This window comes from Pseudomonas sp. 8Z (assembly GCF_902506535.1).
In the GTDB taxonomy this organism is placed as follows: domain Bacteria; phylum Pseudomonadota; class Gammaproteobacteria; order Pseudomonadales; family Pseudomonadaceae; genus Aquipseudomonas.
On record NZ_LR733827.1, the window covers coordinates 1,745,392 to 1,768,670 of the forward strand.

The window sequence follows — 23,279 nt, forward strand, 5'->3', positions numbered from 1 at the left end:
AACTATCAGGGAAAGGGACTTCCCATGTTCGAATGGTTGCTGCACGGCTTGGCACTACTCGCCGAGTTCGTACTCGAGGTCGTGGCTGGCTACATTTTGTACAGCACCGACTGGCTGGCCCTGCGTTTACTCACATTGGGTCGCTACCCAAACCTGCCGCTACGTGTAGACGACCCAATGGGTTCGCGCACGGCCTGGGTCGCAGCGTTCGGCTTCTTCTGCCTGGTAGGTTTGCCGCTAACATGGCTGACCCTGACCTACGGCTGACCATTTACGAGATACGCCAATGCCCCTGACCATCCGCCCCGCCACCCCTGACGACGCCGAACTGATCCTGCGCTTCATCACCGAGCTGGCCATCTACGAGAAGGCCGAGCATGAGGTGAAAACCGATGCTGCCGGTATACGCGACAGTCTGTTCGCTGAAGGCAGCACCGCCCATGGTCTGATCTGCGAGCACGACGGCCAGCCCATCGGCTACGCGGTGTACTTCTTCAACTACTCCACCTGGCTGGGCAAGCACGGTCTGTATCTGGAAGACCTGTATGTCAGCCCGCAGGCGCGTGGCATCGGCGCAGGCAAAGCACTGCTGCGCCACTTGGCACAACTGGCCGTGGCTCGTGGTTGCGGCCGTTTCGAATGGTCAGTGCTGGATTGGAACACCCCGGCCATCGACTTCTACGAATCCTTCGGCGCCCGACCACAGGACGAATGGACCACTTACCGCCTCACCGGCCAGGCCCTGCTGGACTTCGCCGCCGAGACCTCCCAGGAGTAACGCATGAACGAACACGACGATCACGAAGAAGAAGCTTTTGCCGAGGCGACGCTGGTTCAAGCCATCGAGAATCAACTGGAAAGCGGCGAGCCGGCTGCTGCCAAGGCGGTCTACAACAAGCTGACCCTGGTGGGTTATGAGCGCGAGGAAATTCTCGAGCTGATGGCCCTGGTTCTGGCCCATGAGGTCGACGCCATGCTGCACGAGGATCGCCCGTTCGACGGCGCCTGGTATGAGCAAGCCCTAAGAGCCCTGCCTGAGCTACCGGCTGATGGCTGATGGCTGATGGCTGATGGCTGATGGCGAATTAATCCACATCCAGGAGCATGCTGGCAGATAGATTGCTTGGATCAGCCCTGCCCCTAGCAACAAGGACTGTGTGTCGATGCCCTACCGACTCCTGCGCATGCTGGTGCTTTGTCTGGCGTTACTCGGCAGCGCCGAGGCTGCGACGGTACGGATCGGCGCCGAAGATGACTGGTATCCCTATACCGCGTTACGGGATGGCCAGATCAAGGGCATGTCGGCAGATATCGTGCGCGCGGCCTTCAAGGCGAGCGGCACCGATTTCGAACTGGTGCCCTACCCTTACTCACGCTGTATGGAACTTGCGCGAAATGGCGGCCTGGCAGGCTGCTTCAATACCACGCCGGATCACTCCATCCGCCAGCAATTTCTGCTGCCCGAGGAAATGTTATTTAGCGATGACATCCTGCTTTGGGGGCGCGCAGGCACGGCGGCGGTGAATGATCTGGACGATATTGCCGGCAGGCGTGTTGCCGTGACCATCGGCTACACCTACGGGGAATACTTCGATAACTACCCAGACCTCCTGCGTATACCGGTACGCCGCGATATCAACAGCTTCCTGATGCTGCAACGCAATCGTGTGGATTATGTCATTGCCTTTCGTGGCACCACCGAGGCCCTGCTTCGCGAGCACCCGGAACTGGCAGGGCAGTTCGCTCCACTGGCGACCATCCACCGCCCACAGTTGTATCTGACATTTTCCCGTCTATACCCCCAGGCCACAGAACTTGCGCACCAATTCGATGCCGGCATGCGCCAGATCAGACACAACGGCACTTACCAGCGCATTCTCGAACATTGGCAACTACGCACCGGACAAACCAGCCCACTGGGCTATACACTGCAGGGGCGTCATAACAACAAGACGGAGTCACCATGAAATCTTTCACCGCCGACCTGATCGATGAGCTGGAAATTCTTGCCCTGTACAACCTGAACAACCACCAGGAAGGGCTCAAGGTGCACAACAACGCGTCCTTCAAAGCGCAGGGCGCCATTACCCGCCTGTATGAAAAAGGCCTGGTCAGCCAGGCAGACGGGGGATATCTGACTGGGCTGGGTATCGATGCCGCCGAACATGCGCAAGCCCTACTCACCATACTCGCAAGCCGCCGCGCCACAGCAGCCTGAACCATCGAGTCCGTCGCCCTGAGCGCGTCTAAAAACCTAGACCTCATGTTTTTAGGCGCGTCCTAAACAGGCATATTCGGCGGGCGGTTTGCGTCATAGCCCCTGCACTGGTGAGCACGCCGCTGATAGGCTTGCCCCATTTCCAGTAGAGCTTGAGCATGACGCGCACTCACGAAATCCGCCCGGACATCGACGACGGCATCGACCGCAAGGTGCTTGCCCAACTGCGCGCACGCTTCCTGCAAATCAACCAAGGGCGCCTGCAGCGCGCGGTAGAGGCCTTGTCGACCCGCCAGCAGTTGGTACTCAAACTGCTGCCACTGCTACTGCACGTCAATCACCCGCTGCTGCCCGGCTACGTCTCAACCAGCACGCCGGCGGGCCTCAGCAGCTTCGAACCAGACGATGCCAGCCTGGCGGAAGTCCAGCGTCTGGCGCGCTCCTTCGCCTATAAACCACGTCGCGGCCAAGGCGCGGCGCCACTGCACGGACTGTTTCTGATGGGCAGCCTGGGCACCGTGGCACAGGCCGAACAGAGCGACATGGATCTGTGGCTATGTCATGCCTCGAACCTGGACACCCAGCAACTGCAAGAACTGCGCAGAAAGTGCGATCAGTTGGAAAGCTGGGCCGCCACCCAGGGCGCCGAGGTGCACGTCTTTCTGGTCGACCCACAGCGCTTCACCCAGGGCGCCCGCGAAGCGCAACTGACCTCAGACGACTGCGGCACGACCCAGCACTACCTGCTGCTCGACGAGTTTTACCGCACAGCCATCTGGCTCGGCGGGCGCACGCCGATCTGGTGGCTGGTGCCGGTTTACGAGGAAGGGCGTTATGAAAATTATTGCCGCACCCTGCTGAGCAAGCGCTTCGTGCGCGAAGAAGACGTGCTCGACCTCGGCCACCTGGCGCAGATACCCGCGCAGGAGTTCATCGGCGCTGGCATGTGGCAGCTATACAAAGGCATCGAGTCGCCCTACAAATCGGCGCTCAAACTACTGCTCACCGAGGTCTACGCCAGCGAACACCCCAAGGTCGAATGCCTGGCGCTGCGCTTCAAACAAGCCGTTTTCGAGGGACGCCTGGATCTGGACGAACTCGACCCCTACATCGTGGTGTACCGCCGTCTGGAGCAATACCTGCTCGCACGCAACGACCGCGAACGCCTGGAACTGGTGCGTCGCTGCCTGTACCTGAAGGTGAACAAGCGCATCAGCCGCCCGCCTGCACGCGGACGCAGCAAGAGCTGGCAACGCCTGCTGCTCGAACGCCTGACCGGGGAATGGGACTGGAGCACGCGCCAACTTACCGTGCTTGACAGCCGCAGCCAGTGGAAGGTGCGTCAGGTAGCGGCCGAGCGGCGCGTGCTGGTCAACGAACTGACCTACAGCTACCGCTTCCTTTCACAGTTCGCGCGCAGCGCCCAGGTCGGCAGCTCGCTGAACAACCGCGACCTCAACGTGCTGGGCAGGCGCCTCTATGCAGCCTTCGAGCGCAAGGCCGGCAAGGTGGAGTTCATCAACCCCGGCATCGCCCCAGACCTCGCCGAGGACACCCTGACACTGGTGCAACGCGCCACCGCCGAAGCACCAGAAGATCATCAATGGGCCCTGTATGGCGGCAGCCTGAGCGCCCAGGAATGGCCGGACTTCGCCCCATTCAAGCGCACGCGCGAGCTTATCGAACTGCTCGCCTGGTGCCACCGCAACGGCGTCATCGACGCCAGCACGCGCCTTTCATTGCATCCTGGCGATAGCGACCTCAACGATTTCGAGCTCGCCAACCTGATCAGCAGCCTGCAACAAACCTTTGCCCTGCCACTGCCAAGCGTCGAAGAGCTCGACCTGCTACGTGCCAGCAGGCCCAAGCGGATTCTGCTGCTGGTCAACGTCGGCGTCGACCCACTCAAGCAGCACAGCCAGATGAACATGCACATGACCACCGGGCGCATCGATGCGCTGGGCTACTCGGGCGTGCGGGAAAATCTGGTGCAGACCCTCGATCAGATCAGCCTGAATAGTTGGAACGAGCTGCAAGTGGCCCGTTACGACGGCGAAGACGCCCTGCTCGACTGCCTCAGCGACCTGCTCAACAGCCTGCCGCCAGACGGCCCGCACCCGGAAATCCAGGTGCGCTGCTATTGCCGCAACCGCGCCCAAGCCATCGCCAGCCGAGTCGAGGAACTGCTACGCGACCTACTCGACAACTATGCCAATGCGACGCCCTCACGCTACTTGGTGCAGGTGCGCCAGCACTACCACGTGCTACAACTGATTCCCGGCCAGGTGCGCCACACTGCTCTCGGCGACCTGCCAGCACTGCTCGACCACCTCGGTTCGCAACAGACGCTGTACAGCCCGCTGAATCTCGACCGTTACGCACTGGAAGGCAACGACCTGGCACTGATCCTGCCACTGGGCAGGCCGCAGACCATCCAGGTGTTCTACCGCGTGAACGAACAGCACGGCGAGGCCGAACTGACCGTCCTCGACGAGCACAACGCCCTCTGGCGCAGGCGCCTGCCTTATCGCGACGAGCAAAGCCTGCTTACGCCGCTGCAGCGCTTCCTGCAATCGCTGCTGTACCGACGCAACGCCCAGTTACCGCTGGACGATTTCAGCAGCAGCGAAACGCCGCTGGAAGTGCTCTATTACCAACTGCTACCCGATGCCCCGCTGCGCGCCCAAAGCGTGGAGCGGCGGGCGCCGCCGCAGGCGCCCATCAGCCACCCGTTCTACGACGTGCAAGCCATCGTCGAGCCGGGCGACGGCCGCCAGCGCCACGTCACCCTGTACTGCAACCACCGAGAGTTCTCCGAGCTGGAGTACGGCCGGGACCTCTATCGCTCGGTAGCGCAGCACATCCTGGCCCAGCGCTCGGGCGGCGAACGCTATCCGTGCTACATCACCGACCTCGACCTGTCCGCCGTGCTGGCCGGGCAGCAGGCGCAAACAGTGCACTACCTGCGCTACAAGAGCGAACTGGAAGATGCACTCAACGCGGCGCTACAGCAGGCCTAGCAGGCTGTTGAAGAACTACCGGCTAGCCGCGCATCGGCGCTTCGGGGTGCAACAGGGCGTAGAGGTAGCAATCGCCCATGCTGTGGTTGTCGGCGACACCGGCATAGCTGGCTGTGAAGGTCACCGGCATGCCCAGGTGCTGATACAGCCAGCGATCGCTGTCCGCCGGCGGCACCTCGGGCACCAGGTCGCTGTCGTTGACTAGGCGCAAGGTGGGCACCGCCAGACCGTTGTAGTAACGGGCAAAAGCGGGCGAAGCCAGGCGCGGGCTGGCGAAGTTGTAGTGCTGCAGCGGCAACACCGGCCAGCGTCGGCGCAGATCCGGCACCGCCAGGCTGCTCAAGGCGCTGCCCAGGCTGTGCCCACAGGCCCATAGCCGCGCCTGCGGTTGCAGATCGTCCAGCGCCAGCAAGGCCTGGTCACGCAGCGAGGCATAGAGCTTGAGGAAGCCGTCATGCACCGGGCCGGCATCGATCTGCCAGGGGTAGTCGGCCTGATCCAGGTCGAGATCATCGAGCCAGTCCTGCAACGACTCGGTGCCGCGAAACACCAGATAGCAGTCGCCTTGCGGGTCGCGCGCGGCGAAACCGAAAGGCTCCGACTCGTTGAACAGGTGCCACTCACTAAGGACGCTCCAGATCGGAGCGGAAAACTTCCAGCCGGGTCGCTGCGGCAACTGCCAATGGAAGTTCACGGGGACGCGCGGGCGCTTTTGCGTCAGCCACTGGGCGTACTGGTCATAGGCGAGCATGACCAGATCGGCGCATTGCAACGCATCGGTACGTGAACAGCTAGGCGGAAAGTAGAGGGGAAGACTGGGCATGGCGAGGCCTCCTTGCCAATGGCGCAAGACCTCACTCTAGTTCAGATATTTCCGGGCGTCAGCGATCGTACTCGCCCGCCGCCTCCGGCTGATACTCCACAGCCAACAGGGTCAGTTTGAGCTGCTTGCCACCTGGCGCAGGCCAGTCGATGTGCTGACCGACGGAGAGGCCCAGCAGCGCGCTGCCGACCGGTGCAAGAATGCTGACCTTGCCTTCGCCGCCGACATCTTGTGGATAAACCAGGGTCAGGTGGTAGTCCTTACCGCTGCTTTCCTCACGGCAGTGCACACGCGAGTTCATGGTCACCACGCCGGACGGCACCTCGTCATGGCCCACCACCTGCGCCCGTGCCAACTCTTTCTCCAGCGCTTCGGCGCCTGGGCCGAAGTCCTCCAGCGAATCCAGCAGACGCTCCAGGCGCTGTAAGTCGAGACGGGTGATGGTAATAGCGGGTGCGCTGTTCATGATGCCGGGCAGACTCCTTGCGTGAAAAACCGCCCATATCAGACTGTGTGAAAACTACTGCGCTCGGTCATGCTGCGTTAAAAAACGGCTCAAAATGCTCATTTACAGCTCGTAAACTGCGCTTTTTCGCCGTTTTTTGCCTTGCCTGACCTTCGCTCGCTACGTTTTCACACGGCCTGATATCCGACGATATGTCGGCTCTGTTGCGCAGGGCGGAATCCATGGCTGAAAAAAGCAAAACCCCGTCTTGAGGACGGGGTTTTGCGACGTTTTATCGACCCTAACATAGCTGACCGAATAAACAAGAGCAGCCACTCAACCCGGCGCCTTGCGCTCGCGCAGGCGCGCTTCGGCGGTCTGGCAAATCTGCCGACGGCGCTGCGCGTCCGCCGCGCTCCAGTCGAGGATTTCCTGCATGCTACGACCACAACCGAGGCAGATGTCGTCATAGTCGAGGCAGCACTGACGACGACAGGGCGAGGCCGGTAGAGGCGGCTCAGAGCTCATCGAACTCCAGCTCGGCGCCAGCCTGCTCGACCACGAAGCGGGTGAGCATTTCGCTCAGCAGCTCTTCGCTGGTATCACAGATCCAGTGCTGCTCGGCTTCGTCGTAATCGAAGTGGAACCCCCCCGAACGCGCAGCCACCCACAACTGGCGAATCGGCACCTGACGGCTGAGGATCAGTTGCGTGCCATTCTCGAAACGCACGGTCAACACGCCGCCGCTGTTTTCCAGATCAACGTCCAGGCCACTGTCGTCGAAAATATCTTCTACTGCCTGCTGGGTAGCATCGACCAGGTCGTGGAAACGGGCTTCGCTCAGGCTCATCGGGTTGTCCTCACTCGGTGCAGCGACTGCAAAAATAGGCGAAAGCGCCAGGCCGTGATCCACCGCCTAGGCGCCAAGGTGGCGACGGTACTCGCCCGGAGTCGTTCCCGTCCAGCGACGAAAGGCCCTGAGCAACGAACCCGGCTCGCTGAAGCCGACGCGAAAGGCGATTTCGCTCAAATCCAGGGAAGGCTCGTGCAAGGCGTGCAACACCAGTTGCTGACGGGTTTCATCAAGCAATTGACTGAACGATAGACCCGCCTCGCGCAGACGGCGTTGCAGGGTGCGAGGGCTCAGCGCCATTGCCTCGGCGATAGCCGGTAAATCAGCGCCGCGTTCTGGCAACTGCTGAGCCAGCACCAAGCGTGTGCGTTCAAGCACGCTAAGGCCCTGATTGAATTCGGCGAGCTGACGCTCGGCATAAGCGTCGAGCAGCGCGCGCACCTGGGCATCGGCTTGCCCCAGCGGCAATGCCAGCAGGCGCCTGGGAAAGACCAAGGCATTGTCGGCCTGCCCAAAACGCACCGGGCAACGGAAGATACGCATGTGTTCTGCGGTATCGCGCGGCGCCGCATGGCAAAACCGCACCTCGGTAGGCGCAATGTCCTGGCCGGTAATCCAGCGCCCGAAACTGAGCCAGCCTGCCAGCGTTTCTTCACTCGCCTGGCGCTGTTGCTGAGCCAGAAAAGGCCGCCAACTGTGTATCACTAACGCCTCACAGCCCGGTCGCGGCGGCTCGTCATCCAGCAGCACACGCCCCAGGCTGCCCACCAAAGCGGCATAACGTGCCTGGCGGTGCAGCGCATCGGCCAACGTGGCACAGCTCATCGCCAGATGCCCGAGTACACCGTAACTGCCAGGGCGCACCGCCTCGCCCAGGTGCAGCCCAAGGCAATCATCGCCACTGAGCCGACACCCTTCACCCAGCAGACTCAGGTAGGCACTGGCGGCAATGCGCCGCTCACGCTGCTGCAGCACGGCAGGCGTCAGCCGGGCGCGCGCCAGCAGCACCTGCGGGGCAACGCCGCGACGCTGTAGGTAGTCAACCAGAGCTTGCAGGTAAGCCACCGAGACCGAGCCAGCAAGTGTCGCAGGGCAATCCATCAAACCTCCTTGAGTTCAACCCGTATGCCTGAAAAATCGGCTAGCCCCCGCCAGACGGGCCCTTGGCGCATAGGCAAGGTGGCGGGTGGTCGGTATACTCCGGCGCAATTCACGCTTTTTTCAAGGATTGCCCCATGAAGCGACTGACCCTCGCGCTCCTCGCCGTTGTCTGCCTGGTGGCTGGCTGCGGTCAGAAAGGCCCGCTGTACATGCCGGACGACGAAAAAGCCGGTAACAGCCGAGATCGTTTCGAACTCTGACAGGAGCAGCACCATGGAAGCCTTCAACTACCGCGACGGCGAACTGTTCGCGGAGGGCGTTGCCTTGTCCGCGCTGGCCCAGCGCTTCGGCACGCCCACCTATGTTTATTCCCGCGCCCACATCGAGGGGCAGTATCGCGCTTACGCCGACGCCCTGGCAGGCATGCCGCATCTGGTCTGCTTCGCGGTCAAAGCCAACTCCAATATTGGCGTACTGAACGTATTGGCACGCCTCGGCGCTGGCTTCGATATCGTCTCCAGCGGCGAGCTGGAGCGCGTTCTGGCCGCTGGTGGCGAGCCGAGCCGCATCGTCTTTTCCGGTGTCGGCAAGAGCCGCGATGACATGCGCCGCGCGCTGGAAGTCGGTGTGCACTGCTTCAACGTCGAATCCAGCGTCGAGCTGGAACGCCTGCAGAAGGTCGCCGCAGAACTGGGCGTCAAGGCACCCGTTTCCCTGCGCGTCAACCCGGACGTGGACGCTGGCACGCACCCGTACATTTCCACCGGCCTCAAGGAAAACAAGTTCGGCATCGACATCGAGCAGGCCGAGGCGGTTTACGCCCGCGCTGCCGAGCTGCCGAACCTGGACGTGATCGGCGTCGATTGTCATATCGGCTCGCAACTGACCACCCTCGAACCCTTCCTCGATGCACTGGATCGTCTGCTGCTGCTGGTCGACAAACTGGCCGCGCGCGGCATCACCATCAAGCACCTGGATCTGGGTGGCGGCCTCGGCGTGCAATACCGCGACGAGCAGCCACCGCTGGCCGGCGACTACATCGCCGCCGTGCGCAAGCGTCTGGCCGGTCGCGACCTGTCGCTGGTGTTCGAGCCAGGCCGTTTCATCGTCGCCAATGCCGGCGTGCTGCTGACCCAAGTGGAATACCTCAAGCACACCGAGCACAAGGACTTCGCCATCATCGATGCGGCGATGAACGACCTGATCCGCCCGGCCCTTTATCAAGCCTGGATGGATGTGTCGCCGGTGCAGCCGCGTGAAGGCGAGGCGCGTAATTACGATCTGGTCGGGCCGATCTGCGAAACCGGCGACTTCCTGGCCAAGGATCGCCAACTGGTGCTCGCCGAAGGCGACCTGTTGGCCGTGCGTTCGGCCGGTGCCTACGGCTTCGTGATGAGTTCGAACTACAACACCCGTGGCCGCGCCGCCGAGGTGCTGGTCGATGGCGAGCAGGCGTTCGAAGTACGCCGCCGCGAAACCGTTCAAGAGCTCTACGCTGGCGAAAGCCTGCTGCCAGACTGAGGGTAAAGCCATGCTATTGCGCTTTACCAAGATGCACGGTCTGGGCAATGACTTCATGGTGCTCGACCTGATCAGTCAGCACGCCCACGTGCAGCCCAAGCACGCCAAACAGTGGGGCGACCGCCACACCGGCGTCGGTTTCGATCAGTTGCTGATCGTCGAGCCGCCGAGCCACCCGGATGTCGACTTCCGCTACCGCATCTTCAACTCCGACGGTTCGGAAGTGGAGCAATGCGGCAACGGCGCGCGCTGCTTCGCCCGCTTCGTGCTGGACAAACGCCTGACCACCAAGAAGGTCATTCGCGTCGAAACCAAGAGCGGCATCATCGAACTGCGCGTGCAGAACGACGGCCAGGTCTGCGTCAACATGGGCGCGCCGCGCCTGCAGCCGGAACAGGTGCCGTTCCAGGCCGAACAGGCGGCGCTGAACTATCGCGTCGACGTCGATGGCCAGAACGTCGAGCTGGCCGCGCTGTCGATGGGCAATCCGCATGCGGTGCTGCGCGTCGACAGCGTCGATGACGCACCGGTGCACACACTCGGGCCTAAGCTGGAACACCATGTGCGCTTCCCGCAGCGGGTCAACGTCGGCTTCCTCCAGGTGCAGAGCCGCAAACAGGCGCGCCTGCGCGTCTGGGAGCGTGGCGCCGGGGAAACCCAGGCTTGCGGTACCGGCGCCTGCGCTGCTGCTGTCGCGGCCATCCGCCAGGGCTGGATGGATTCGCCCGTACAACTGGAACTGCCGGGCGGCAAGCTGTCTATCGAGTGGGCAGGCGAAGGCCACCCCGTTATGATGACCGGCCCCGCCGCCCGCGTTTACGAAGGACAGGTTCGTCTATGACCGACCAGCAGGACACGCCCAAGACGCTCGACTCGGAGACGGTCGCCGCCTATCTGCGCCTGCACCCGGAGTTCTTCATCGATCATGAAGAACTCATCCCCGAGCTGCGCATTCCACACCAGGCCGGTAATGCCGTGTCGCTGGTCGAGCGCCAGGTCAAGCTGCTGCGCGAACGCAACATCGAGATGCGCCACCGCCTTGGCCAGTTGATGGACGTAGCCCGCGACAACGACCGCCTGTTCGACAAGACCCGCCGCCTGGTGCTCGACTTGCTCGACGCTGGCAGCCTGGAGGAAGTGGTCGGCATCGTCGAAGACAGCCTACGCCATGAATTCCAGGTGCCCTTCGTTGGCCTGATTCTGTTCAGCGATACCAAGCTGCCGGTCGGGCGCTCGGTCAGCTTGGCCGAGGCACATCAGCAGATCGGCGGCCTGCTCAGCGGCGGCAAGACCATCTGCGGCGTGCTGCGCCCACATGAGCTGGAGTTCCTGTTCGGCAAGGACGAGGCCGCACAGGTCGGTTCAGCCGCCGTGGTCAGCCTCAGCCACCAGGGCCTGCATGGCGTGCTGGCCATCGGCAGCGCCGACCCCCAGCACTACAAGAGCTCGCTGGGCACGTTATTCCTCGGCTATATCGCCGAAGTGCTGGCGCGTGTACTACCCGGCTTATCCACACCACTGCGGTCGGTACGCTAGCAGGCCGTTGAAAAACGTAGGCGAGGCAGCCAGCGCAATACCGATGGCGGCCCCACAAAAACAGCCGAAAAACGACCGGGCTCGCGTCCGACTTTACGTGTTGTAAATGAGCATTTTGACTGAGCTCGCACGCGAGGCTGTTTTTAACGCAGCGATGGCAACGCAGGTAGTTTTTCAACGGCCTGCTAGGTCGTGTAGGGTGGATGACGAGGCTCATCCACCTTCGGCCCGTTCGGAGCCCAGCACGTGACACTTGAAGCCCACCTTGACGCCTACCTCGAACACCTGCGCCGCGAGCGTCAGGTTTCGGTGCATACCCTCGATGGCTACCGCCGCGACCTGGCCAAGGTGCAGACCTTCTGCGAAGCCGAAGGCCTGAGTGACTGGAGCGAGCTGGATACCCGTAATCTGCGCCGTCTGATCGCCCGCCTGCACCAACAGGGCCTGTCCAGCCGTAGCCTGGCACGACTGCTCTCAGCCATCCGCGGCCTCTATCAATACCTGCTGCGTGAAGGCCTGTGCCGTCACGACCCGGCCACCGGCCTCAGCCCGCCGAAACGCGAACGTCGTCTTCCGCGCACTCTGGATGCCGACCGCAGCGCGCAGTTGCTCGACGGCGCCGTGGAGGACGACTTCATCGCCCGCCGCGACCAGGCCATGCTCGAGCTGTTGTACTCCTCCGGTTTGCGCCTGTCCGAGCTGGTCGGTCTCGACCTCGACGGCCTTGACCTGCCCGCAGGCCTGGTGCGTGTGCGCGGCAAGGGCAACAAGGTGCGCGAACTGCCGGTCGGCAGCCTGGCGCGCCAGGCGCTGGAGCAGTGGCTGCCGCTGCGCAAACTGGCCAATCCGAGCGATGGCGCGGTATTCATCAGCCAACAGGGCCGCCGCCTCGGGCCACGAGCGGTGCAACTGCGGGTACGCCAGGCCGGCGTGCGCGAGCTGGGCCAGCACCTGCATCCGCACATGCTGCGCCACAGCTTTGCCAGCCATATGCTGGAATCCTCGCAGGATCTACGCGCCGTGCAGGAACTGCTCGGCCACGCCGATATCGCCACCACGCAGATCTACACCCACCTGGACTTCCAGCATCTGGCCAACGTCTACGACCAGGCCCATCCACGCGCCAAGCGCAAAGGCGGTAGCGAATGAGCATCGAATTGATCACCTTCGACCTCGACGACACCCTGTGGGACGTCACCCCGGTGATACAGGACGCCGAGGCCGCCCTGCGCAACTGGTTGGCGCTGCATGCTCCGCGCCTGGGTGGAGTGCCAATCGAGCACCTGTGGGCCGTGCGCAGCCGTTTGCTCGACGCAGAGCCGATGCTCAAGCATCGCCTCAGCGAGTTGCGCCGACGCATTCTGTTCCACGCCCTGGAAGACGCAGGTTATCCACATGGCGAAGCACAAGCACTGGCCGAAGCCGGGTTTCAGGTGTTTCTCAGCGCGCGCCATCAGGTGGAACTGTTCACCGAGGTGCATCCGACGCTGGAGGCGCTCGCCGAGCGCTTCATGCTCGGCGTCATCACCAATGGCAATGCCGACGTGCGCCGCCTGGGCCTGGCCGAGTATTTCCAGTTCGCCCTGTGCGCCGAAGAGCTGGGCGTCGGCAAGCCCGATCCTAAGCCCTTCCGCGAGGCGCTAAGCCGCGCTGGCGGCGTGGTTGCCGAGCGCGCCGTGCATATCGGCGATCACCCCAACGACGACATCGCTGGAGCCCAAGCGGCTGGCATGCGCGCCATCTGGTTCAATCCGCGAGGGCTAACCTGGGAAGGCCATGGCACGCCGGATGCGCAGATCACCAGCCTTTCCGAGCTGCCGGGGCTGCTGGATAGCTGGCTGCACTAAGCCTTATCCGGGGAAGCCATAGATGGGCTTTTTGCGCTTTAGGGGGAAGTGCTTGGTTGAAACTGGACTTTCCCAAAACTCCGGGAAGAGCCATAAAAAACCCGCCACGCGGGCGGGTTTCTTATAGCGGGCCGTCCTCAGATGGGGCGGCTGCCGTACTTGCTGTCGGGCTTCTTGGGTGGATCGGCGACCACGTTGGGCTCCACCTCCTGCACCTTGCCGCCACGCGACAGGAACTCTTCCATCGCGCGGGCCAAAGCATCACGCTCTTTCTGCTTGGCCTCGACGCTAGGCAGCTCGTCGACCTCGACGGACTTGGCCTTGCTCTTCTTGCCAGGCGCTACAACTTCACCGTCACCGCCATCATCGCCAGCGTCGCCGTCATCGGCTGCAGCCAGTTCCTCACCCTCATCCTCGTCGGAGGCTTCCAGATCGTCTTGTTCCAGGTCTTCGTCGCTCATGTTCAACCTCATGACTTGCGAAAAGCAGGTTAGTTATAGACCAGTCGCGCAGCCTTCACTGCCCAGCCAGAAAAAATTCAAATCGCCTCGCCCTGCAGCGTTGCCACCACCCGACGCGCACCACCATGGTCGCGATGCTCGCCGAGGTAGATACCCTGCCACATACCCAACGCCAGGCGCCCATCCTGTATCGGCAACTGCAGTTGAAACCCCAGCAGGCTGCCCTTGAAGTGCGCTGGCAAATCATCCGGCCCTTCGTAATCGTGCTCGTAACCCGACTCGCCTTGCGGCACAAGGCGGTTGAAGAACCGCTCGAAATCGCGGCGCACAGCCGGGTCGGCGTTCTCGTTAACTGTCAGCGACGCGGATGTGTGCTGCAGCCACAAGTGCAACAGACCTACACGTATTTGCGTCAGTTCAGGCAAACCTCTGACAACCTCTTCGGTCACCAGATGGAAGCCGCGACTACGCGGCGACAGTTCGAGGGTGCGCTGCATCCACATGGCACATCTCCCAGGCTTCGGCGCGCGCATTCTAGCGCGCTCGCAGAAAAAACAAAGGGCGCCGAAAGGCGCCCTTGTTTTTTACTCCGGCGATTACTTCTTGCCGGTAAATTCTGGGTAGGCTTCCATACCGCACTCGGCGATATCCACGCCTTCGTACTCTTCTTCCTCGCTGACACGCAGGCCAATCACCGCCTTGAGGATGCTCCAGACGATCAGGCTGGCAATGAACACCCAGGCGAAGATGCTGCCGATACCCAGCAACTGAGCGCCCAGCGAGGCGTCGCTATTAGTCAGACAGACGGCCAGCAGGCCCCAGATGCCAACTACGCCGTGCACCGAAATGGCACCGACTGGGTCGTCGAGCTTGAGCTTGTCCAGGCCGAGGATGGAGAACACCACCAGCACGCCACCGACACCACCGATCAGCGTCGCCTGCAGCGCGCTCGGAGTCAGCGGCTCGGCGGTAATCGCCACCAGGCCAGCCAATGCGCCGTTCAGTGCCATGGTCAGGTCGGCCTTGCCGAACAGGATACGAGCTACGATCAGCGCCGCGATCAGGCCACCAGCAGCGGCCATGTTGGTGTTGGTGAACACCTGGGCCACGGCGTTGGCGTCTTCGATGGTGCTCATCTTCAGTTGCGAGCCACCGTTGAAACCGAACCAGCCCATCCACAGAATGAAGGTGCCGAGGGTCGCCAGCGGCAGGTTGCAGCCCGGAATGGCGTTGACCTGGCCATTGGCGCCGTACTTGCCTTTACGCGCACCCAACAGCAGCACACCGGCCAGAGCGGCAGCAGCGCCGGCCATGTGCACCACGCCGGAACCGGCGAAGTCGAGGAAGCCGGCTTCGTTGAGGAAGCCCGAACCCCATTTCCAGAAGCCCTGTACCGGGTAGATGAAGCCGGTCATGACCACGGCGAAGGCCAGGAAGGCCCACAGCTTCATACGCTCGGCCACGGCGCCGGAGACGATCGACATGCAGGTCGCGGCAAACACTACCTGGAAGAAGAAGTCGGAACGGGCCGAGTAGTACGGGGCATCGTCGCCACCGGCCAGGACGGCTTCGACGGTGTTCTCGTCACCGATCAGGAACCCCAGGCTCGGCAGGATGCCGCCCTCGGGGCTGGAGTACATGATGTGATAGCCGATCACCAGGTACATGACGCTGGCAACCGCGTACAGAGCGATGTTCTTGGTCAGGATCTCGGTGGTGTTCTTGGCACGCACCAGGCCGGATTCGAGCATGGCGAAACCTGCCGCCATCCACATCACCAGTGCCCCACAGATCAGAAAGTAGAAGGTGTCGAAGCCGTACTGCAATGCAGTCAATGCTGTGTTGTCCATTGTTCACCTCTTGCCGGCGCGCTTATCTATGCGCTCTTCGGTAGAGGCGTCCGGGTTGGCGCCGGACGCACTCCATGTGAAGGCCCGCCGGAACCCGGCAGGCCTCAGCTACTTACAGGATGTAACCGCGCTCGTTGTGCTGAGCCAGGTCGAGACCGACGGTCTCTTCTTCCTCGCTGACGCGCAGGCCCATCACCACATCGATCACCTTGAGAATTACGAAGGTGACGATGCCGGTATAGACCACGGTGACCAGCACGCCGACGAACTGAGTCCAGACCTGCGCACCGATGTCCTCGACAGTGCCGAAGCCACCCAGGGCAGGCGCAGCGAATACGCCAGTGAGGATGGCGCCGACGATGCCGCCGACACCGTGCACACCAAAGGCGTCCAGCGAGTCGTCGTAGCCCAGCTTGCGCTTGAGGCTGGTGGCGCAGAAGAAGCAGATCACGCCGGCCGCCAGGCCGATGGCCAGAGCACCCATGGGGCCTGCAGTACCTGCGGCCGGGGTGATGGCAACCAGACCGGCAACCACGCCGGAGGCGATGCCCAGTGCGCTCGGCTTACCATGGGTCAGCCACTCGGCGAACATCCAGCCCAGCGCCGCAGCAGCAGTGGCGATCTGAGTGACCAGCATGGCCATGCCGGCGGTGCCGTTGGCGGCAACTGCGGAGCCGGCGTTGAAGCCGAACCAGCCGATCCACAGCATGGCGGCACCGACCAGGGTGTAGCCCAGGTTGTGCGGCGCCATCGGCGTGGTCGGGAAGCCCTTGCGCTTGCCCAGCACCAGACAGGCGACCAGACCGGCGATACCGGCGTTGATGTGCACCACGGTGCCACCGGCGAAGTCCAGCACGCCTTCATCCCACAGGAAGGCACCGTCGCCGGACCAGACCATGTGGCAAATCGGGGCATACACCAGGGTGAACCAGACGCCCATGAACACCAGCATCGCGGAGAACTTCATACGCTCGGCGAAAGCACCGACGATCAACGCCGGAGTGATGATGGCGAAGGTCATCTGGAAGGTGATGAAGACGCTCTCAGGGAAAGCTGCAACCAGACTATCAACAGTCAGACCGCTCAAGAATGCCTTGTCCAGACCGCCCACAAAGGAATGGAAGTTGGTGACGCCCTTCTCCATGCCGGTGGTATCGAAAGCCAGGCTGTAGCCGTAGATCACCCAAAGAATGCTGATCAGGCCGGTGATGGCGAAGCACTGCATCATTACCGACAGCACGTTCTTCGAACGCACCATACCGGCGTAGAACAGGGCCAAGCCCGGGATGGTCATGAACAGAACCAACGCAGTGGCGGTCAGCATCCAAGCTGTATCGCCGGAATTCAGCGTTGTTTCCGCGGCCATGGCCAGCCCCGGGGAAAGCAGAGACAAAAGGGCTCCAAGCCCTGCGATTTTTCGCAGAGTCATGATTTAACTCCTGGGACGATTCTGGGGTGGGGCGCGGGGCTTAGATCGCGTCGGTATCGGTTTCGCCGGTACGAATACGAATCGCCTGCTCCAGGTTGACCACGAAGATCTTGCCGTCACCGATCTTGCCGGTGTTGGCCGCCTTGGTGATGGCCTCGATCACGCGATCGAGCTGATCATCAGCGATGGCGACATCGATCTTGACCTTGGGTAGGAAGTCGACGACATATTCAGCACCACGGTACAGCTCGGTGTGGCCCTTCTGACGACCGAAGCCCTTGACCTCGGTAACGGTGATGCCTTGCACGCCGATTTCCGACAGCGACTCGCGTACGTCGTCCAGCTTGAACGGCTTGATGATGGCAGTGACTAGCTTCATGAAACTTTCTCCCGTGTTAGGTGGACTTGCCCCAGGAATTTTCGGCCCATGACAAGTCTAAGCGCAGTGTCCGGCTTTTGTAATGCACCGACCGCCCCAACCGGGCCAGGCCGATACCCACCAACCGCTTCCGACGAACCACTTCCCGCGCTTCGCCTGACGCCCCGGTACTGCATCGGTGCATGCGTCACAAGGGGTTAAGCAGAAAGCTTGCCAGCTCTAAAGAAAGGCCGTGTATCAGGCCATTGGCCGTATGCGCGGAGCTTTTCAGGCGATCAGCCAGCAACTAACGCACCAAAAACGACCACTCCACTCAGCAGCGCTGCTCATAAATTGTGCAAAGCCGCATCGCCTAGTCTCCTCAAGGCTGCGTGCTACACTGCCGCATCTTTATTTGGAACCTGACCATGCTGCCGCCCAAAGCCCTGCTCGACACCCTCAGTAGCCACGCCTCACGCCTGTTCAGCGGCGATAGCCCGCTGCCAAAGGCCGAACTGGAAGCCCAGTTCAAAGCATTGCTGCAAAGTGGTTTCGCCAAGCTGGATCTAGTGAGCCGTGAAGAGTTCGACAGCCAGATGGTGGTACTGGCTCGCACCCGCGCTCGCCTGGAGGCACTGGAAGCCAAGGTCGTCGAACTGGAAGCCAAGCTCACTGCCGCAGACTAAGACTATGTTGTAGGAGTGGCTTCAGCCGCGAACAGGCGTCACGGCTGAAGCCGCTTCTACAGGCACAGCCCCTACTTGATCAAGGAGCGATCATGTCCCTGGCCATCGTCCACAGCCGTGCCCAAGTCGGTGTCGAAGCACCGCCCGTCACGGTCGAAGCCCACCTGGCCAACGGCCTGCCCGCTCTGACTCTGGTAGGGCTACCGGAAACTGCAGTGAAGGAAAGCAAGGATCGCGTTCGTAGCGCCATTCTCAATAGCGCCTTCGATTTCCCGAATCGTCGGATCACACTCAATTTGGCGCCGGCTGATCTGCCCAAGGATGGTGGCCGTTTCGACCTGGCGATTGCGCTGGGCATACTCGCCGCCAGCGGTCAGATACCTGCCGATACGCTGGACGAATACGAATGCCTGGGCGAACTGGCGCTTTCCGGTGCGTTGCGCCCAGTACAAGGTGCATTACCGGCGGCCCTGGCCGCACGCGAGGCCGGACGCACCTTGCTGGTGCCGCGAGCCAATGCCGAAGAAGCCAGTCTGGCATCGGGTCTGAAAATCATCGCTGTCGAGCACCTGCTACAAGTGGCCGGGCACCTGAGCGGCAGCCAGCCGCTAGAGCCTTATCAGGCCCAAGGACTGCTCAGGCAGAGCCTGCCCTACCCCGATCTGGCCGAAGTCCAAGGCCAGTTGGCCGCCAAGCGCGCACTGCTGGTGGCGGCGGCGGGCTCGCACAATCTGCTGCTCAGCGGCCCACCCGGCACCGGTAAGACGCTGCTGGCCAGCCGCCTACCAGGCTTGCTGCCACCGCTGGAGGAAGACGAGGCCCTGCAGGTGGCGGCTATTCACTCCGTCGCCAGTCATACGCCCCTGCAACATTGGCCGCAGCGTCCGTTCAGAACGCCCCATCATAGTGCCTCTGGGCCTGCGCTGGTCGGTGGCGGCAGTCGTCCACAGCCAGGCGAAATTACCTTGGCCCATAAAGGCATTTTGTTTTTGGACGAGTTGCCGGAATTCGACCGCAAGGTGCTGGAGGTACTGCGCGAACCGCTAGAGAGCGGTCATATCGTGATTGCCAGAGCCCGTGACCGGGTTCGCTTCCCCGCGCGCTTTCAGCTCGTCGCGGCGATGAACCCCTGCCCATGCGGCTATCTGGGCGACCCCAGCAACCGCTGCCGTTGCACGCCAGATCAAATCCAGCGCTACCGCGCCAAACTCTCCGGCCCACTACTCGACCGCATCGACCTGCACCTGACCGTAGCCCGCGAAAGCACGGCGTTACAGGCCAGCAGCCAGGACGGCGAAACCACGGCACAAGCGGCAGCCAAGGTCGCCGCCGCGCGTCAGCGCCAGCTACGGCGCCAAGGTGTAGCCAACGCGTTCCTCGACCTGCCTGGCCTGCGCCAGCACTGCCACCTGCAGGACACCGACCGCCAGTGGCTGGAAAACGCCTGCGAACGCTTAGGCCTATCGCTGCGTGCCGCCCACCGGGTTATCAAGGTAGCGCGTACTCTGGCCGACCTGGAGGGCACCGACGCCATCGCCCGCCAGCACCTGGCCGAAGCGTTGCAGTACCGGCCAGGAACGAGCTGAGTGGCAAGAAAATCCTGAGTTTAACGTCCAGATGCTGGCGAAATACGACACACCCATTACCCCGAGAATCCCAATGAAGTAATGACCTTCGCCTTGCTTTATCGAACCTGCGGGTAGCATGCCGACAATTAATGACGATACGCCGGCATTATGAACAGTGGTCTATTTCTGGCCATCCCGACACATATCAAACCACCGAGCAAAGCGAAAACCTTTACCGCCATCGCAGACTCATACGTTACATACATTGCGCAAGCAGACAGGAACACTACGGTATCCTCCGAATAGCCTACGGAAGCATTTTTAATAATGAACGCATTCTCCCGAAAACTAACACTATGTATTTTCATCAGCTTAGCAATGACTCCACTATCTCTATTCGCCGAGTCGAGTCAACGCTTACCGAGCACAATCCAGCAAGATGAAAGCTGGACTATAAATCTCAAAGGCGCGGACATCCGCGAATTCATTGATCAGGTAGCAGATATTACCGGTCAAACATTTATAATTGACCCCCGTGTAAGTGGTCAGGTCACCGTTATTTCCAGCACCCCTCTGGGGGGCACCGAGGTCTACCAACTGTTTCTGTCAGTGATGGCCACGCATGAGTTCACTGTATTGAGCCAAGGTGATCAAGCTCGCATCATTCCAAATACAGAAGCTAAAACAGAGGCTGATAATGGTCGACCGGCACCTGATCGCTTAGAAACCCGGCTAATACAGATGCAACATATCCCGGTAGCAGATCTCATTCCATTGGTGACGCCACTGGTTCCGGAATATGGCTACTTGACGGCAGTCACCTCGGCCAACGCAATCATCATCAGTGACCGCAGCGCCAACATAACTCGTATCGAACAATTATTGAATCAGCTTGACCAGAACAGTTCAAACGATTACACCGTTCTTCCCCTGCAGCATGCCTGGGTCATGGATATTGCAGAAGTGCTCAATACAAGCATGGAGCGCGGCCAAGCCAAGGGGACGAGTACCACCCAAATAGTGGCCGATGCACGGACTAACCGCCTGATCCTAATTGGGCCAGCAGATGCCCGTTCCAAACTAGTCACACTGGCACAGTCGCTGGATACACCATCCAGCCGCTCAAACAGCACTCGCGTCATTCGTCTACGTCACAGCGATGCCAAATCCCTAGCAGATACGCTCAGCGCCCTATCTGAAGGCCTGAAAGACCATGGAGGAAAGGCAATTACCAATCCATCCAGCATCCTCATTCGTGCAGATGAAAGCCTCAACGCCCTGGTTCTGCTGGCTGCCCCAGATACGCTTATCGCTCTTGAGGAAATCGTACGCCAGTTGGATATTCCGCGTACTCAGGTCATGGTCGAAGCAGCAATTGTCGAAGTATCCGGTGATATTACCGACGCGCTAGGAGTGCAATGGGCGGTTGACGCGCGCAGCCAGAGTGGCGGGCTCGGCAGTTTAGGCGGCAGTAATTTTACGGGCACTGGTCTCTCTGTGGGCACCGTTTTACAAGCCATTCAAAACGATGAACTCCCCAGCAGCCTTCCTGACGGCGCAATTCTAGGCATTGGCAGTGACAATTTCGGCGCTCTGATCACCGCATTATCTGCCAATACCAAGAGTAATCTGCTATCTACTCCAAGCCTACTTACCTTGGACAACCAGCAAGCGGAGATCCTTGTTGGGCAAAACGTTCCCTTTCAAACAGGCTCCTACACGACCGATGCATCAGGCGCAGGAAACCCCTTCACCACCATTGAGCGTAAAGACATTGGCGTCACCCTCAAAGTAACCCCCAGCGTCAATGAAGGTGCAACGCTGAGACTGGCCATTGAACAAGAAATCTCATCCATCGCCCCCAGTACAAGCCTCAATGCCCAAGCCGTAGACCTGGTGACCAACAAGCGCATGATCAAAAGCACCGTACTCGCGGAGGACGGCCAGGTAATTGTGATTGGCGGACTCATTCAGGACGATGTTACAGAGTCTATCTCCAAGGTGCCTTTGCTCGGAGATATACCGTTGCTGGGCCGCCTGTTCCAATCCACTCGTGAGTCACACGTCAAACGCAATCTAATGGTTTTCCTGCGACCCACCGTAATACGAGACAGCGCAGGGCTTGCAGCACTATCGGGCAAGAAATACAGCGACCTTCATATCCTCAGCAATGGAACCAGTGAACAAGGTTACCCCAGCATCCTGCCTCGCGATCGCCATAAGCTATTCGATAGACAAGAGAACGCCACGATAGACTTTCAATAAAGAAGGATCAAAAATTCAGTCATTTTTGAGACAGGGGATCCCACGCGCTTGCCAATGAAGCAGATGCCCTCGCCGACTCATAATACACTTCCATACCAAACCAAGAAAAACAGCCATTATTATTGCGGTACCAAGACGCATATCGGGGCGATGTGGAGTCAGGATTATTGCATCACGGCCATGTTACGGCAGCCGATGTTGCGGGCATAACTCTGGCGGGCAAACGTCTACACGACGAAGAGAACATAGTGGCGGCTGATACCTGCCATTCAGGGATGGTCTGAAGTAGCCCTACATTTCCGTGTTGACTTCGGCCTCTGCCGATTTTGAACGCACCCACCAATCAAAACCGGTCAGTTTGTCCGCTCAGCTCTCCGTTTTGGGCCGTCACGAGCACCTCGTAGCGGCCATTCCCCATATTACAGGTGTACCTCTCCTGCGGTAGTCAGCAAATGTCGGCGCGCTATCCATAGGTTCGACAGGGCAAACAAGGTCATCAGCTGAGTCCCGTTCTTCACCAGGCCTCGGAAGCGCGTTTTCACATGACCAAACTGCCGCTTGATCACCCGGAATAGGTGTTCAACCTTGGAATGCACTTGGGCCCCGGCTTTCTCAATATTGCGCTTGGCGTTGTAGAGCGGGTTGATCTTGCCCAGCTTCTTATACGTGCTACGATGCGCTGCAATCTGCCAAAAGACTTCGCGCCCTTCATACTCGAGTCGCTTCTCGAATCCGGTATAACCCGCACTTTCAAAGAAGGGTGGATAAGCAAAGCGCTATCCACCGTTGCCAGTTATTAACCCGCACGAAGCCTGAAATAGAAAGAAACCGACTAAGGGCACCTTCATCCGCATCAAGTCACTGAACAAAAAGCGCTCATCTATCTCCTCGCCAGCAACTTTAACCTAGTAATTCTGCAATTCAACTTTGATATCAAGAGCTAATTGATCAACACTTGGTGTAACACCTTTTCCACTCAAAACAAAGAAAACCCCTGGAAGCATTCCATCAGATTTTAGCCTAGGTAGCAGATCATTCAAGAGCTCATCCAAGCTAAAAGATTTTGGCTCATACCCCGCCCATTCATTTTCAGCACAGGCTTCAGCATATTCTTTAGCCGGCCACATCGGGAAAACAGTCGCTCCATCATCAGTGCCAGCAAGAGCCCATCCCTCCATATAGAGGCCCCATACTTCCTGCCAGTCCGAGACAACCTTCACAAAATACTGATACCGCTCCTCACCCGTCAAAGCAATTATAGCCGCTAGCTGTTTAGGGTTTATTCTCATCTTCCACCT

Annotated in this window: 26 protein-coding genes and 1 pseudogene; 15 read left to right on the top strand and 12 right to left on the bottom strand. The window is 60.5% G+C overall.

The features are described from left to right. Nucleotides 1–24: 24 nt before the first annotated feature. The 6 genes from AERO9A_RS21030 to AERO9A_RS21055 all read left to right on the top strand — a co-directional run bounded on the left by AERO9A_RS21030 (nucleotide 25) and on the right by AERO9A_RS21055 (nucleotide 5,238). Nucleotides 25–267 carry a hypothetical protein gene (locus AERO9A_RS21030; protein ID WP_159973832.1) on the top strand — a complete coding sequence of 81 codons (243 nt, stop codon included), beginning with the start codon at nucleotides 25–27 and terminating at the stop codon, nucleotides 265–267. A gap of 19 nt (nucleotides 268–286) precedes the next feature. Further along, nucleotides 287–778 (top strand): GNAT family N-acetyltransferase, encoded by a 492-nt coding sequence (locus tag AERO9A_RS21035; protein WP_159973833.1) that lies wholly within the window; start codon nucleotides 287–289, stop codon nucleotides 776–778. A gap of 3 nt (nucleotides 779–781) precedes the next feature. Beyond that, on the top strand, nucleotides 782–1,057 hold the full coding sequence (locus tag AERO9A_RS21040; protein ID WP_159973834.1) for a hypothetical protein: 276 nt from the start codon (nucleotides 782–784) through the stop codon (nucleotides 1,055–1,057). Between the two features lie 106 nt (nucleotides 1,058–1,163). Next, nucleotides 1,164–1,967 (top strand): ABC transporter substrate-binding protein, encoded by an 804-nt coding sequence (locus tag AERO9A_RS21045; protein WP_159973835.1) that lies wholly within the window; start codon nucleotides 1,164–1,166, stop codon nucleotides 1,965–1,967. After that, entirely contained in the window at nucleotides 1,964–2,218 is a 255-nt protein-coding gene (locus tag AERO9A_RS21050; protein WP_159973836.1) for a TIGR02647 family protein, read from the top strand. The genes AERO9A_RS21045 and AERO9A_RS21050 overlap by 4 nt, the downstream gene beginning before the upstream one ends. A 158-nt stretch (nucleotides 2,219–2,376) precedes the next feature. Further along, complete coding sequence (locus tag AERO9A_RS21055) at nucleotides 2,377–5,238, top strand: class I adenylate cyclase (RefSeq protein ID WP_159973837.1); 2,862 nt, start codon at nucleotides 2,377–2,379, stop codon at nucleotides 5,236–5,238. Nucleotides 5,239–5,260: 22 nt separating this feature from the next. Here AERO9A_RS21055 and AERO9A_RS21060 read toward each other — a convergent pair whose 3' ends face one another. From AERO9A_RS21060 to AERO9A_RS21080, 5 genes are all read right to left on the bottom strand, one after another. Then, nucleotides 5,261–6,061, bottom strand: a complete 801-nt coding sequence (locus AERO9A_RS21060; protein WP_159973838.1) for a lipase family protein — start codon at nucleotides 6,059–6,061, stop codon at nucleotides 5,261–5,263. A 58-nt stretch (nucleotides 6,062–6,119) separates the two neighbouring features. Next, a complete protein-coding gene (gene rnk / locus AERO9A_RS21065) occupies nucleotides 6,120–6,527 on the bottom strand; it encodes a nucleoside diphosphate kinase regulator (protein ID WP_159973839.1) in 408 nt (135 codons plus the stop codon). A gap of 315 nt (nucleotides 6,528–6,842) precedes the next feature. After that, complete coding sequence (locus tag AERO9A_RS21070) at nucleotides 6,843–7,034, bottom strand: DUF1289 domain-containing protein (RefSeq protein WP_159973840.1); 192 nt, start codon at nucleotides 7,032–7,034, stop codon at nucleotides 6,843–6,845. After that, a complete protein-coding gene (cyaY, locus tag AERO9A_RS21075) occupies nucleotides 7,024–7,356 on the bottom strand; it encodes an iron donor protein CyaY (protein ID WP_159973841.1) in 333 nt (110 codons plus the stop codon). The genes AERO9A_RS21070 and cyaY overlap by 11 nt, the downstream gene beginning before the upstream one ends. A gap of 66 nt (nucleotides 7,357–7,422) precedes the next feature. Continuing rightward, a complete protein-coding gene (locus AERO9A_RS21080; RefSeq protein WP_159973842.1) occupies nucleotides 7,423–8,460 on the bottom strand; it encodes an AraC family transcriptional regulator in 1,038 nt (345 codons plus the stop codon). Between the two features lie 134 nt (nucleotides 8,461–8,594). Here AERO9A_RS21080 and AERO9A_RS21085 point away from each other — a divergent pair, with 134 nt between their 5' ends. From AERO9A_RS21085 to AERO9A_RS21110, 6 genes are all read left to right on the top strand, one after another. After that, nucleotides 8,595–8,720, top strand: a complete 126-nt coding sequence (locus AERO9A_RS21085; RefSeq protein WP_159973843.1) for a lipoprotein — start codon at nucleotides 8,595–8,597, stop codon at nucleotides 8,718–8,720. Nucleotides 8,721–8,733: 13 nt separating this feature from the next. Continuing rightward, nucleotides 8,734–9,981, top strand: a complete 1,248-nt coding sequence (gene lysA, locus AERO9A_RS21090) for a diaminopimelate decarboxylase (RefSeq protein WP_159973844.1) — start codon at nucleotides 8,734–8,736, stop codon at nucleotides 9,979–9,981. 10 nt (nucleotides 9,982–9,991) lie between these two features. Continuing rightward, on the top strand, nucleotides 9,992–10,822 hold the full coding sequence (dapF, locus tag AERO9A_RS21095) for a diaminopimelate epimerase (RefSeq protein ID WP_159973845.1): 831 nt from the start codon (nucleotides 9,992–9,994) through the stop codon (nucleotides 10,820–10,822). Further along, entirely contained in the window at nucleotides 10,819–11,517 is a 699-nt protein-coding gene (locus AERO9A_RS21100; RefSeq protein ID WP_159973846.1) for a DUF484 family protein, read from the top strand. The genes dapF and AERO9A_RS21100 overlap by 4 nt, the downstream gene beginning before the upstream one ends. A gap of 246 nt (nucleotides 11,518–11,763) precedes the next feature. Further along, nucleotides 11,764–12,666: a tyrosine recombinase XerC gene (gene xerC, locus AERO9A_RS21105; protein WP_159973847.1), complete on the top strand. Its 903-nt coding sequence runs from the start codon at nucleotides 11,764–11,766 to the stop codon at nucleotides 12,664–12,666. Then, nucleotides 12,663–13,364: an HAD family hydrolase gene (locus AERO9A_RS21110; RefSeq protein ID WP_159973848.1), complete on the top strand. Its 702-nt coding sequence runs from the start codon at nucleotides 12,663–12,665 to the stop codon at nucleotides 13,362–13,364. The genes xerC and AERO9A_RS21110 overlap by 4 nt, the downstream gene beginning before the upstream one ends. Before the next feature lie 137 nt (nucleotides 13,365–13,501). On the opposite strand, the gene sutA is transcribed toward AERO9A_RS21110, so the two are convergent. The 5 genes from sutA to glnK form a co-directional block, all read right to left on the bottom strand. Then, complete coding sequence (gene sutA / locus AERO9A_RS21115; protein WP_159973849.1) at nucleotides 13,502–13,825, bottom strand: transcriptional regulator SutA; 324 nt, start codon at nucleotides 13,823–13,825, stop codon at nucleotides 13,502–13,504. 77 nt (nucleotides 13,826–13,902) lie between these two features. Then, the gene (locus AERO9A_RS21120; RefSeq protein ID WP_159973850.1) at nucleotides 13,903–14,328 is read right to left on the bottom strand and encodes a secondary thiamine-phosphate synthase enzyme YjbQ; all 426 of its coding nucleotides are present in this window, start codon (nucleotides 14,326–14,328) and stop codon (nucleotides 13,903–13,905) included. A 93-nt stretch (nucleotides 14,329–14,421) separates the two neighbouring features. Next, on the bottom strand, nucleotides 14,422–15,675 hold the full coding sequence (locus AERO9A_RS21125; RefSeq protein WP_159973851.1) for an ammonium transporter: 1,254 nt from the start codon (nucleotides 15,673–15,675) through the stop codon (nucleotides 14,422–14,424). 112 nt (nucleotides 15,676–15,787) lie between these two features. Next, nucleotides 15,788–17,104 (bottom strand): ammonium transporter, encoded by a 1,317-nt coding sequence (locus AERO9A_RS21130; protein WP_159973852.1) that lies wholly within the window; start codon nucleotides 17,102–17,104, stop codon nucleotides 15,788–15,790. A 40-nt stretch (nucleotides 17,105–17,144) separates the two neighbouring features. Then, a complete protein-coding gene (glnK, locus tag AERO9A_RS21135) occupies nucleotides 17,145–17,483 on the bottom strand; it encodes a P-II family nitrogen regulator (protein WP_003096476.1) in 339 nt (112 codons plus the stop codon). A 407-nt stretch (nucleotides 17,484–17,890) separates the two neighbouring features. On the opposite strand from glnK, the gene AERO9A_RS21140 reads away from it, so the two are divergent. The 3 genes from AERO9A_RS21140 (at nucleotide 17,891) to gspD (ending at nucleotide 21,981) form a co-directional block, all read left to right on the top strand. After that, nucleotides 17,891–18,148: an accessory factor UbiK family protein gene (locus AERO9A_RS21140; protein ID WP_159973853.1), complete on the top strand. Its 258-nt coding sequence runs from the start codon at nucleotides 17,891–17,893 to the stop codon at nucleotides 18,146–18,148. A 92-nt stretch (nucleotides 18,149–18,240) separates the two neighbouring features. Beyond that, nucleotides 18,241–19,734 (top strand): YifB family Mg chelatase-like AAA ATPase, encoded by a 1,494-nt coding sequence (locus tag AERO9A_RS21145; protein WP_159973854.1) that lies wholly within the window; start codon nucleotides 18,241–18,243, stop codon nucleotides 19,732–19,734. Nucleotides 19,735–20,043: 309 nt separating this feature from the next. After that, nucleotides 20,044–21,981, top strand: coding sequence for a type II secretion system secretin GspD (gene gspD / locus AERO9A_RS21150; RefSeq protein WP_159973855.1), 1,938 nt, complete (start codon nucleotides 20,044–20,046; stop codon nucleotides 21,979–21,981). Nucleotides 21,982–22,400: 419 nt separating this feature from the next. On the opposite strand, the pseudogene AERO9A_RS21155 reads toward gspD, so the two are convergent. Both AERO9A_RS21155 and AERO9A_RS21160 read right to left on the bottom strand, forming a co-directional pair. Next, nucleotides 22,401–22,727 (bottom strand): annotated as a pseudogene (locus AERO9A_RS21155) (transposase); the annotation flags it as partial. 159 nt (nucleotides 22,728–22,886) lie between these two features. After that, a complete protein-coding gene (locus AERO9A_RS21160) occupies nucleotides 22,887–23,270 on the bottom strand; it encodes a DUF2750 domain-containing protein (protein WP_159973856.1) in 384 nt (127 codons plus the stop codon). Nucleotides 23,271–23,279 lie beyond the last annotated feature (9 nt).